General features: G+C 65.1%; 9 protein-coding genes. 3 read left to right on the forward strand and 6 right to left on the reverse strand.

Annotation, left to right across the window (positions count from 1 at the left end):
• Positions 1-98 precede the first annotated feature (98 nt).
• On the forward strand, positions 99-986 hold the full coding sequence (locus ACZ1JV_RS23640; RefSeq protein WP_465150777.1) for a LysR family transcriptional regulator: 888 nt from the start codon (positions 99-101) through the stop codon (positions 984-986).
• Here ACZ1JV_RS23640 and ACZ1JV_RS23645 read toward each other — a convergent pair whose 3' ends face one another.
• From ACZ1JV_RS23645 to ACZ1JV_RS23660, 4 genes are all read right to left on the reverse strand, one after another.
• The gene (locus ACZ1JV_RS23645) at positions 987-2,093 is read right to left on the reverse strand and encodes a purine nucleoside permease (RefSeq protein ID WP_465150778.1); all 1,107 of its coding nucleotides are present in this window, start codon (positions 2,091-2,093) and stop codon (positions 987-989) included.
• 66 nt (positions 2,094-2,159) lie between these two features.
• On the reverse strand, positions 2,160-4,673 hold the full coding sequence (locus tag ACZ1JV_RS23650) for a TonB-dependent siderophore receptor (RefSeq protein ID WP_465150779.1): 2,514 nt from the start codon (positions 4,671-4,673) through the stop codon (positions 2,160-2,162).
• 141 nt (positions 4,674-4,814) lie between these two features.
• The gene (locus tag ACZ1JV_RS23655) at positions 4,815-6,362 is read right to left on the reverse strand and encodes an adenosine deaminase family protein (RefSeq protein ID WP_465150780.1); all 1,548 of its coding nucleotides are present in this window, start codon (positions 6,360-6,362) and stop codon (positions 4,815-4,817) included.
• On the reverse strand, positions 6,359-7,513 hold the full coding sequence (locus ACZ1JV_RS23660; RefSeq protein WP_465150781.1) for a purine nucleoside permease: 1,155 nt from the start codon (positions 7,511-7,513) through the stop codon (positions 6,359-6,361). The genes ACZ1JV_RS23655 and ACZ1JV_RS23660 overlap by 4 nt, the downstream gene beginning before the upstream one ends.
• A 248-nt stretch (positions 7,514-7,761) precedes the next feature.
• On the opposite strand from ACZ1JV_RS23660, the gene ACZ1JV_RS23665 reads away from it, so the two are divergent.
• Together ACZ1JV_RS23665 and ACZ1JV_RS23670 are read left to right on the forward strand one after the other, a co-directional pair.
• On the forward strand, positions 7,762-8,688 hold the full coding sequence (locus tag ACZ1JV_RS23665; protein WP_465137352.1) for a LysR family transcriptional regulator: 927 nt from the start codon (positions 7,762-7,764) through the stop codon (positions 8,686-8,688).
• A gap of 73 nt (positions 8,689-8,761) precedes the next feature.
• On the forward strand, positions 8,762-9,295 hold the full coding sequence (locus ACZ1JV_RS23670) for a phosphoribosyltransferase (RefSeq protein ID WP_465150782.1): 534 nt from the start codon (positions 8,762-8,764) through the stop codon (positions 9,293-9,295).
• Between the two features lie 96 nt (positions 9,296-9,391).
• On the opposite strand, the gene ACZ1JV_RS23675 is transcribed toward ACZ1JV_RS23670, so the two are convergent.
• Together ACZ1JV_RS23675 and guaD are read right to left on the reverse strand one after the other, a co-directional pair.
• Positions 9,392-10,408, reverse strand: coding sequence for an adenosine deaminase (locus tag ACZ1JV_RS23675; RefSeq protein ID WP_465150783.1), 1,017 nt, complete (start codon positions 10,406-10,408; stop codon positions 9,392-9,394).
• Positions 10,405-11,691 (reverse strand): guanine deaminase, encoded by a 1,287-nt coding sequence (gene guaD / locus ACZ1JV_RS23680; protein WP_465150784.1) that lies wholly within the window; start codon positions 11,689-11,691, stop codon positions 10,405-10,407. The genes ACZ1JV_RS23675 and guaD overlap by 4 nt, the downstream gene beginning before the upstream one ends.
• Positions 11,692-11,705 lie beyond the last annotated feature (14 nt).

Genomic DNA, 11,705 nt, shown 5'->3' on the forward strand with positions numbered 1-11,705 from the left:
ATTCCACGGCGCGTCGGTGCGGCCTTTGCACGCAAACTACTGGAACGCCCCGATGCAAACAAATTGAAACTTCCACGGCCGTTGAATAGATTTTACCAATGATAAAGCGCGCCCACATCCGGCACTTTCTGGCCGTCGCCGATTCCGGCAGCTTCAAGCAGGCGGCGGCGCGGCTGCACGTGACCCAGCCCACCGTCTCCACCAGCATCGCCGAACTGGAGCGTCTGGTCGGATCACCGCTCTTCGTGCGCGACCGGCGCCATGTCCGCCTTACCGAGCCGGGCGGTGCCTTCCTGCCCATCGCCCGCGACCTGGAAGCCGGCTTCCGCCGCGCCGACCAGTTCGCCAAATCGTCGCAATACCCCGTCCTGCAACAGTGGCCCGACCTGAAGCTGGGGGTGATCCCCACCGTGTCCGGCCCGATGCTGCAGGCCGTGGCCGGGCAGTTGGCGGAGCACTACGGCGTGGAACTGGTGGAGGGCGACGATCACGATCTGCGCAGCCAATTGGCCAGCGGCAAGATCCAGCTGGCGCTCACCCTGCTGGGCAAGGGCGAAGTCGGGCCAGAGGTCACGCCCCTGCTGGAAGAGCCCTATGTCGTGGTGATGGCAGGCCACCACCCGCTGGCCGGAACTGCCGAGATCGCGGCCGGCGAACTGGCGAGCGAGATCATGATCGCCCGCCGCTCTTGCGAGGCGCTGCAGCGCACCAGCCGCTTCTTCACCGATGCCGGCGTGCGCCCGCGCTTTGCCCTGCGCAGCGAGAACGAAGATCGCTGCCTGCGCATGGTCGCCGCGGGCCTTGGCATAACAGTGGCGCCGCGCTCGCTGGCCCCGAAAGGGACGGCGACGGCCGAAGTGAGGGATTTCGGCCTGACGCGGCGCCTGGGTTTCGTCCGCGCTCCGGCCCATCCCGGAAGCGCGGAAGAAGCGGAAAAGCTGGCGGCGATACTGGAGACGATCGCCGCCAACCTTCCCGGTTCCTGATCACTCCGGCGGCGTGTCCTTGTACGTGTCCCAATTCTTCAACCACGTATCGACCACCTTGGAGCCGACCACGTAAAGGCTCTCCACAGAGGCTTCGAGCCCGGCATAGCCCTCGTTCTCACGCAGGAGGTAAGACGCCGCATCCACGCCCGGCGGCGGCATGGTGTAGTTGGAACCTGCACGCAGCACGAGCACGCGGTCCTTCTGCGCCCGCCCGATCCGGTCGAGATAAGTCATCGCCTGAAGCACGCCGGTATCTTCCATGGCGGACGTCACGAACTCGCCCTTGCCCTGCGTCCAGTAGTGGACCCAGTCGTTGGCCCAGTCGGTCAGCAGCTTGCCGTGCCAGAAGGTCATCGCCGAAAGCGTCTCCCCCTCCAGCACGAAAGGCGGCTTCTGCGCATTGGGATAGCCGGTGAAGCGCATGCGTTCGGTGCGGATCGCGTCGCTGTCGGGCAACGTCGCATCCTTGGTCAGATTGAACGCCCAGCCGACCAGCTTGGGGTTGATCTCATAAACTTCACCGCCCGAGGTATCGATCGGCGTAGTCTTGTCGTTCGGCCCCTTCAGGTGGCGTGGGAAGTAGCCGCTCTTCCAGTCCTTGGGGATTTCGCGCGCGTCGATCTCGTGCGCCAGATCGCCGTCGACCACATAGCGCGCCCATGCCGCCGAACCGATCGAGGCGTCCTGCGGATCGATCCCGGCAATGCCCGCCACCAGCCAGTATGCCTTGGACAGATCGAAGCGCGGATCGAGGCCCAGCGCCATCGTCGCAGCGGTCGAGCGCGCGGTGCCGACGCCGGTCACCATGCCCAGAACCTGCGTTTCCGGGTTGTAGTAGAGGTCATGAAACGACTGCGGGAAAGGAATGCGCTGGGTAAGGTGCGCGCGCTCCTTCCAGAGCTGGAATTCGCCCGCCGTATCGCCTTCGTCCTTGCCGATCTCGAACAGCGAGACGACCACCACTTTCACCAGCAGCGGCGCGGCGCAGGGCTTGCCGGGCAGGCAAGCGGAAATGTCGGGAACGGCGGGAGCGGCAAGCGCCGGCGCGGCCAGGGAGGCGGCGGCAACGGCGGCGAACACGCAAAAAGTCTTCGAAAACATCATCAAAAGCGGCGCCTGCAGAAAGGTACCGGGGGCGCCAGTAGGGAAGCGCCCCCGGAAGAGGAAAAATCAGAACTTGTAGACGATCGAGCCCTGCCAGCTGCGCGGGGTTTCCGGCAGCACGATGGTGGAACCGAACAGTTCGGTGAAGTTGGCGCGGAAGTAGCGTTCGTTGGTGGCGTTCTTCACCACCACGCGGAACAGCCACGGCCCGGTCTCATACGAAGCCGAGAGGTCGACCTTGGTATAGGCCGGCAGCTTCACCGCCTGCGACTGGCCGGAATAGACCGAATCCACCTTCACCGCGCTGGCACTGAGCGCGAGGCCCATGTCGAAGGCATAGGTCGCCGTCAGCGAGTAGAGGTTGGTCGGGATACCGGCGCGGCGTGACTTCTCCTTGCTGTCCACCAGCACGAGGCCGATCGGCTGACCGCCGAGGTACAGCGTCGGGTCGGAGACGTTCACCAGATCCTCGATACCGAAGAAGCTGAATAGCGAACCATCCTCGATCGCGGTCAGGTTGTAGACTTTGGTGCGGGTGTAGCCGCCGGTCACCAGCAGGTGCTTGTTCACCGACCAGCGCGCCTCGGCCTCAAGCCCCTTGGTCTCCACCGACTGGTTCACGGTGATCGACTGGATGTTATAATCGGTACGCTTCTGCTTGTAGACCGACAGCGCCGCATAGAGCCGGTCTTCGAGGAAGCTGCCCTTGATACCGCCTTCGTAGAGCTTCGAGGCAGAGACGAAGGTGCCGGCCGCCACGTCGCCCGCGTAGAGTTCGGCGCCCTGCCCGGCGATCACCGTCGATTGGCGGGCGATGGTCGCATAAGGGATGATGCCATAGGGCAGCTTGTAGTTGGCGGAGGCCGACCACGACCATGCGCCCTTGCTGTTGCTGGCCGAAACCAGCGCCGGGGCGACCAGCATCTTGGTGGGATCGTAGGTCGACTTGGCCTTGATGTAGTCGTACCGGCCGCCCAGCGTGATATCGAGACCGAAGTCGAAGTCCAGGTCGGCAAGGCCGGCCATCGCATAGTCGGTGTAGTGGCCGCTGACGTAGTTCGAATAACCGCAGTCCGCCGCCGTGTAGCCGGGCTCGGTGCTGAACGGGCATTCCGTGGCGAGCAGGCGATCGGACAAGGCATTGTATCCCACCGTCAAGTCGACGCGGTGGAAGTATTCGTAGTCGAAATCGTCACCGTGCTTGAACTTGGTGTAGCGGATCGAGGGCGAGACCTGGAACGCGAACTTGCCGATATCGGTGGTGAATTTCTTGGCGAGAACGATCTTGTCCTCGAACACCCAGGAATCGTGGAATTGCGCGAAGCCGTAAGCGTTCTCGTTGATGTTCTCATAGCTGTCGTAGAACGCCTGGTTCTTGATCTGCAGGTCGTCCTCACCGTCCCAGATCAGGTCGGCGTAAAGCGTGGTGGAGCGGGTATCGAGCCGGTCGTCCTTGCCTGCCAGCACGTCCTTGCGGCTGAGCTTCGTGGTGCCGGTGTTGGTCAGCGCCAGCCACGGGTAATTATCCTTGAACGTGGCATCGGTGAACGAGGCTGCCGGAACGCCGAACGGGCCGAAGCTGCCGATGGCGTTGAACTCACCGGCGGAAATCTGGCCATCACCGTTGGCATCGACCGCCTGCGCGGCACCGGTGATATAGGTGCCGTTATCGACCAGATCCTGCGTCAGGCGGTTCCAGCCGCCATTCTGCACGCCCTTGTAGTTCTGGTACATGCCGCCGAATTCCAGCCGCAAGTTGGGCGTGAAATCGGTATCGAAGGCGGCCTGGAGCACCGTGTTCTTGGTGGAGATGTTGCGGTAGTAGCTGCCCGAATCCTCGACTTCGGCGAACAGGCTATAGCCGAATTCCTGGCTGCCCAGCTTGCCAGGCCCACGGATTTCGGCCTTCAGATCGGCCTTCTCCCAAGACCCGCCGGTAAAGGTCACTTCGCCTTCGGGTTCGGAGAGATAGGAACCGCCCGCCACGCGCGCGGACTTGGGCACGAAGTTCATGTAGCCGCCGGTCTTCGACGGGCCATAGATCGGCGAGGCAGGGCCGCGCACGATGTCGATGCGGTCAGACGCGCCGATCGGCGTCGGGTAGTTGCCCGGGTTGTCCAGACGACGCATGCCGCGGAAGTAGACTTCGCCCGGGGTTCCGCGAATGTCGAGCGCACCGCCGACCCCGAAGAACGAGTTGGTGAACGTACCCGGCGCCTGCGCGACCAGATCGTAGATGTCGCTGATGCCGAAGCGTTCGATCTGTTCGCTGCTGATCGTCGATGCCGATCGCGGCGTTTCGGTCAGCGTCTTGTCGAAACCGAATACCGATCCGACGTCGGCCACGGGAAGCGCGCCCAGCGATCCGGTGACGATGATGTCCTGGGCCGGTTCCTCGGCCGGCGCCGGCGCGGGATCGGCCGCCGGCGCATCGGCGGCAAAAGCGGGCGAAGCGATTGCCGATCCGCACAGCAGCGCGGCGGTCAGGCCAAGAATGGCCCCCCGTCGCCCCCTGATCCTCTTCGGGCTGAACTTCATGGCCGAGCGGAAAAGCACCTCATTGTTGTTCGTTGCGGTCATCGTGCCGAAACCCCCTGAACCCCAGCGCCGCGCACCCCTGATGCGGGCCGGAATTGCTTTTGTGTGTCCCTCCTCTCCCAAAGGGCTGTTCTTGTTGCGGCGCGTCCTTGCGTGGCGCGCCGGGCACCCACTCGCTTGTTCTTATTCGGTAGTTCCCGCCGTTTTCGGCGTTGGATTCCAGTCGTTCGCCTGCGCCTCGAACCGGTCGAACCGGGTTTCGAGTTCGGCTTCCAGCCGGGCCTTCTCGCTGCCCGCGATCAGTGCGCGGCAGGCCGGCGCGGCAAAGCCCGATGCACATGGCACTGCCCGCTCGCCCGAGCGGCGATCGCGCCACAGGCTGGCGCCGGGCATGAAACCGAACTCCAGACTGTCGCGCGCCACTTTCTTGAGGTCGGCGTAAGTCAGCCCCTGCTCGCGCACCGCACGCAGGTATTCGTTGGTCAGATCGGTGCGCAGGATGCCCTGATCGTCGGTGGAGAGCGTCACCGGCACGCCGAAGCGACGGTAGAGATTGATCGGATGCTCGCCGCCCGTCACGCCCAGGATCACATCGTTGCTGGTGAGGTTGACCTCCACCGCGACATGCTCAGCAGCCATGCGGTGCAAAGTGGCGGTGGCGTCGTCCTCATAGGCAATGCCGCTGCCGTGGCCGATGCGCTCCGCCCCGGCGTCGATAGCCTTGCGCATATGGTTCTTCATCGCGGCGGGCGGCACTTGCCCGAAGGCCAATTCCCCCGCGTGGAGCGTGCGATGGACGCGCGGGTATTTCGCCACCAGGAAGCGCACCATCGCCATGTGCAGGTCGTAGTCGCGCAGTGAAATCGGCCAGTCCTCGGGCTGAACGAGGTTGATGCCGACATAGCGCGGATCCGCATCGGCCAGCGCGAAGGAGAGGATCAGCGAGCGGAACACTTGCGCCGGCGGCAGCGCGCGGAACCCACTGGCGAGGTAGTGCAGCGCCACGCCGCAAGCCGGATCGGCGGCAGGAGTGCCGCAAGCAAGGCCCTTGCGCACGGTGGCTTCGTCGCGGTCCAGTTCGGCGCGGGCCTGCGCTATCACCGGGGCCAGCGCCTTCACTTCCGTGGCATAGCGCGCCGCCAGCCCGGCCTCGTCCAGCGGCGCGTCCGGCGCGGCGAGGATCGATGCCATCATGACCTCGGGATTGTGCATCAGCTCAAGGTAAAGCGCGTGGTCGCCCGCCGTCGTGCGCAGAGCCACCATCATCGCCTGCGCCATCGATCCGCGCGCGGCCGGGCCGAAACGCTCGAAGCTGATGAAGAACTGGGTATGGCCGGAAACCGCGTCCGCACCCACACCGTGCTGCCAGCCGCGCGTGCCGAGGTGGTCAACCAGCCTGGCGTAATCGAACGGCCGGTCACTGGCGATGCGGGTGATCTTGTCGGCATCGGCGCAAGGCGGCGGGACGAGCGCGAGATCGGCGGTGGCGCAGAACCCCTTGCTGCCGGCCCAGCCCAGCCAGTCCTCGGCCGAAGGCGTGCCGCCCAGATGGTTGTGCAGGTCGCCGCCCTTAGGCATCGCCTGAAGGAACGTGCGCAGCATCGCGGCATTGCCGGAAAGCTGGCCCATCACCGTCGCCGCGCGGGCCTCCCCGGCGGCATCGGCCCGCGCCACCGAGGCAGACGCCAGTACCGATCCGGCCAAGAGTATCGAGGCGACAAGCCGCTTCACTTGCCTGCACTTCCTGGGGCGGCGCCTCCGGGAATGGCGTCCTTGTACCGTTCCCAATGCGCCAGCAATTCGTGCACCACAGGCGCGCCGACGCGGTAGTTCGCTTCGTAGGCGGCCACTTGCCCCGGCCCCTCATCCCCGACGCTGGCCAGCGCATCCACGCCCGGCGGCGGCATCGAGGGATTGCTGGCACTGCGCAGCACCAGCACACGATTGAGATCCACCAGCCCCTGCGCCGCCGCGTTGAGCATGGCGCCCTGCATCGACTGGCTTTCCATGTTGGTCATGACGAACCGGCCCTTGCCACCAGTCCACAACTTCACCCAATCGCGCGCCCACTGCGTGCGTTCCGGCCCGTGCCAGTATCGCACCGTGCCCAGCGTCTCGCCCTGCAGCACGAAGGGCGGCTTCTGCGCGTTGGGATAGCCGCTCCACGCCGCGCGCGCCTTGGCGAGTTCGGGACTGTCCGGGATCGCCACGTCCTTCGTCATCGTGAAAGCCCAGCTTTCCAGTCCCCGATTGAGCGGCGCGGACATCGACAGAGCGCCGGCATCGGTCATCCCGGCAAAGCTGTCCGGTTTGTCGGGAAGCTGGTTCGGTGCCTTCGCGCCAATCGCGAAAAGGCCATAGGGCCAGCCCTTGGGCACCGCGCGGTCGTCGAACTCACGCAGGGTATCGCCCGAAACCACCCAGCGTGACCATGCGACGCTGCCCACCGATGCGACTTCGGGATCGACGCCCGAAATGCCGGTGAACAGCCAGTAAGTCTTTGAAAAATCGAAACGCGGATCGAGCGTCAGCGCGGTCAGTTGCTCACCCACGCCGCTCAACATGGAACCGGCGCTGCCCCAAACGATGCCGTAGAGTCCGTCCTTGTTGCGCAGCAGCGGGTGGAGCACGCCGCGCACCGCGATCTTTTCATCGAGATGTTCGCGTTCCGCCCAAAGCTGGAATTCGCCGGGCGCATCGCCGGTATCGGCGCCGGGTTCGAAGTTCGCGACGACCACCACCTTCACCGGGATCGGCGCGACTTTGGGCAGTGCGGGAATGGCGGGCTCCGCAGCCTGCGCCGTGGTGGACACGGCAAGCGTCGCAAGCGCAGGCGCCAGCCATCGTCCCCAGCGGGACGCAATCGATTGAATCGTGCTCATGAACCCCTGAACCCCATGAGGGGGCGCGACCCCGGCCAGGGTGTTGGGAAACCCTTTATGGAAATTGCGCCCCCGTGCCGACGGCACACTGTTCGGCCGCCGCCTAAGGCGCGGAAAACCGCGCCATGCAGAGGGCTGGCCGTGTCGCACCTTTCGACGTTTCCCAATGCGTAAGGGCTTGACTTGGTGCGAGCAAACGCAATGATTTCCACGCAGCGTTGCAAAAATTAGAGCAGGTATAGGGTCACATGCCGGCGTTTTCGCGTTTTCTTCGCTATTTCATGGCCGTTGGCCGGCTGGGCTCGATCCGCAAGGCGGCGGACGAGCTGAATGTCTCCGCCTCGGCGATCGATCGGCAGATTCTGAACGTGGAGGCGGAACTGGGCCTGCCGCTGTTCGAACGCCTGCCCACCGGCCTGCGGCTGACGGCGGCGGGCGAGATGATGATGGCCTCGGGCAGCCAGTGGCAGCAGGGCATGACCAGCCTGCGCGCGCGGATCGAGGACCTGCGCGGGCTGAAGCGCGGCCATGTCGACATCGCCGTGATCGACGCGCTGGCCAAGGGTTACGTGCCTGACATGATCCACGCGATCCAGCAGCGCTATCCCGGCATTTCCATCGGCGTGAAAGTGATCGGCAACGAGCACGTCCGCCGCGCCATTGCCGAGGGTGAGGTGGATTTCGGCATCCTGTTCGAACCGCATTCCTACCGCGACCTCACCGTGCGCGCCTTCGTCGAAGTGGTGCTGGGCTTCCTGACCCCGCCCGGCCATCCGCTGGGCGACAAGCGTGAGGCGCGCTTTTCCGTCTGCGCCGGCGAGCCGCTGATCGCGCCGGCCGAACCGCTGGCGGTGTGCCAGCAGATCGCCGTGCTGGAAGGCGCCACCGGCGTCGTGCCCGAACGCAAGGTGACCAGCGACAATATCCAGATGATCACCTCTCTGGTGATGCGCGGCGTGGGCGTGGGCGTGCTCACCTCGCTGGACGTCGCCACTGAAGTGCAGCGCGGCCTGCTGAACTTCACCCGCATTTCCGACCCGCTGCTGCGGCCGATGACGCTGGCGCTCTGCACCGCCTCCGCCCGCACGCCCTCCTATGCCGCAGCGATGGTGCTGGGCGAGATCGAGAACAGCTTCGCCCAGCTCAGCTATGCGGCCTCCGTCGCACCCGCATAAGCCCTGCGGATTGATCGCACCGCGCGAACCCGATAATTTCCGCTTCAACTCCCTTCTTCCAGGAATTCGATAGATGTCCGATCACGCCGAGCCGCAGCTCCACTTCCTCGAATACTACGAGGATTTTCTGGCCAAGGTCCGCCAGCTTTCGCGCAAGGTGCAGGAACGCGAATGGCAGCCGGACTTCGTGATCGGCATCGGCCGCGGCGGGCTGGTGCCGGCGGTCTACATGTCGCAGCAGCTTGACCTGCCGATGCTGTCGATCGACCATTCGGCCAAAGTCCCCGGCTTCGCGGACGAACTGCTGGCCAAAGTCGCGGCGATGAGCGCGGCGGGCACGCGGCTGCTGTTCATCGATGACATCAACGATTCCGGTGGCACCATCGAATACATTCGCGGACTGCTGGCCAGCAACGGCGGCGTGCAGGAAAACCTGCACTTCGCGGTGCTGATCAACAACAAAAGCTCCAAGGTGGAAGTGGACCTCTGGGTCGACATGATCGACCGCGCCGAGGACAAGCGCTGGTTCGTGTTCCCGTGGGAATCGGTGGGCACGCGCGATGCGATTATCGAGGAAGCGCGATCGGTTCCCGAACGGCTGGCCTGAAGGGCCAGCCTCCCCAATCAAAACCTCGTCATCCCCGCCTTCGCGGGGGCGACAAGGTGCTGGTTCAGCGTTCGGCCGGGCACCCGACGTACCGCGTCAAGCCTTCGCCGCCATGTAGGCGTCGATCCGTTCCAAATGCACCGCCACAACCTCTGCCGGCAGAAACGATCCGGTAAAGCTGTTCCGCGCCAGCAGCGCCAGCGCATCGCGGTCCAGCCCGCGCGCCTTGGCCACGGCGCGGTAATTGTCCGCCACATAGCCGCCGAAATAAGCCGGATCGTCCGAATTGATCGTGGCCTTCAACCCGTGCGCCAGCATCGCGTCGATCGGATGATCGGCCAGATCGTCCACCACGCAGAGCTTGTGATTGGACAGCGGGCAGACCGTCAGCGTCATCCCTTCGCGCACCAGCCGTTCGATCAGCGCCGGATCCTCCAGCGCGCGATTGCCGTGGTCGATGCGGTGGACGCCCAGTAGGTCTAGTGCCTGATGCACATATTCGGGCGGGCCTTCCTCACCGGCATGGGCGGTGATCTTCAGCCCCTTGTCGCGCGCGGCGGCGAAGACACGGGCGAACTTTTCGGGCGGGTGGCCCACTTCGGAGGAATCCAGCCCCACCGCCTCGATCCGATCCAGCCAGGGTTCCGCCTCGCCCAGCGTGGCGAAGGCGGCCTCTTCGGAAAGGTGGCGCAGGAACGAGAGGATCAGGCTGCTGGTCAGGCCATATTCGGCCTCCGCCGCCGCCATCGCGGAGAGCAGCCCCTCGATCACTTCCGAAAACGCCACGCCGCGATCGGTGTGGGTCTGCGGATCGAACATGATTTCCGCATGGAGCACGCCGTCCGCCGCCGCGCGGGCGAAGTAGGCCATGGCCAGATCGTGGAAATCCTGCCGCTTCAGCAGCACGTTCGCGCCGGCGTAGTAGATGTCCAGAAAGTCCTGAAGGTTCGAGAAATCGTAGGCCGCCCGCACTTCCTCCACGGTGGCGAAGGGGATCGCCACGCCATTGCGTTCGGCCAGCGCGAACATCAGTTCGGGCTCAAGGCTGCCTTCGATGTGGAGGTGAAGCTCCGCCTTGGGCAGGCCGGCGATGAAATGGTCGAGGTCGGTCATGTCTTGTCCCTGTTCCAGGCGCAGCGGCCCAGCAGATAAGTGCGCGCAACCGCGCGGTCGTCCCCCAGCACCTGCAACGCAAACAGCCGTTCGGCAAGAGTGGCGCCGTGCGTGCGCCGCGCCAGCAGCGGTGTCGCAGTCGGGTCGAGCACTACGAAATCGGCCTCCTGCCCCACTTCCAGACTGCCCACGCGGTCATCGATATGCAGCAGCCCCGCGCTGCCAGCCGTCGCCAGCCAGAGCGCGCGGAACGGGTCCAGCCGCTCTCCCTTTAACAGCGCCGCCTGATAGGCGATGCCCTGCGTGTGCAGCAGCGAGAACGTCGTCCCCGCGCCCACATCGGTGCCCAGCCCCAGCCGCAAGCCATGGCGATCCGCCTGCCCGAAATCGAAGAAGCCGGAACCCAAAAACAGGTTGGAACTGGGGCAGACGGCAATGCCCGCGCCGCTTTCGTGCAGCCGCGCGCAGGACCGGTCGGACAAGTGGACGCCATGCGCGAAGACCGACCGATCGGTGACGAGGCCGAACCGGTCGTAGGCGTCGAGATAGTCCGCCGCCTCGGTAAAGCGCGCCTCCACTTCGGCGCATTCGCGTAGGTTCTCGGCAAGGTGGGTGTGCATCAGCACATCGGGATGGTCGGCCAATAGCGCGCCGGCGTCCGCAAGCTGCGCATCGCTGGAGGCCAACGCAAACCGGGGCGTAACGGCATAGCCCAGCCGCCCGCGACCGCGCCAACGGCGGATCAGCGCCTCGCTCTCCGCCCGGCCGGAGGCGACGGTATCCTTCAGCCCTTCCGGCCCAAGGTCCATCAGCACTTTGCCGGAAATCACGCGCATGTCCCGCGCCAGGGCCGCCTCGAACAGCGCATCGACGGACTGTTCGTGCACGGTGGGGAAGACCAGCGCACTGGTAGTGCCGTTCTTGAGCAATTCGTCGAGGAAGAACCCCGCGACCGCATCCGCGTGGGCCTTGTCGACGAAGGCCTTTTCGGCGGGGAAGATGTGCCGTTCCAGCCAGTCCAGCAGTTGCTCGCCGTGCGAGGCGATGCGGTCCGTCTGCGGATAGTGGATATGCGAATCGACGAAGCCCGGCACGATCAGGCCGGGCAGGGTTTCCACCGGCACATCGCCATGGCGCCCGGCAAGATCGGCGTAAGCCCCGCGCGCAATGACGACGCCGTCTTCCACCACCAGCAGGCCGTCGGCTTCATGCCGAACCGCTTCTGGGTCGGTGCGGGGGTCACGGGATACGGACAGGAATTCGCCGCGAAAGGCGCGGATCATGCGGAAAACCTCTT

Source organism: Novosphingobium sp. BL-S-19 (genome assembly GCF_055521675.1).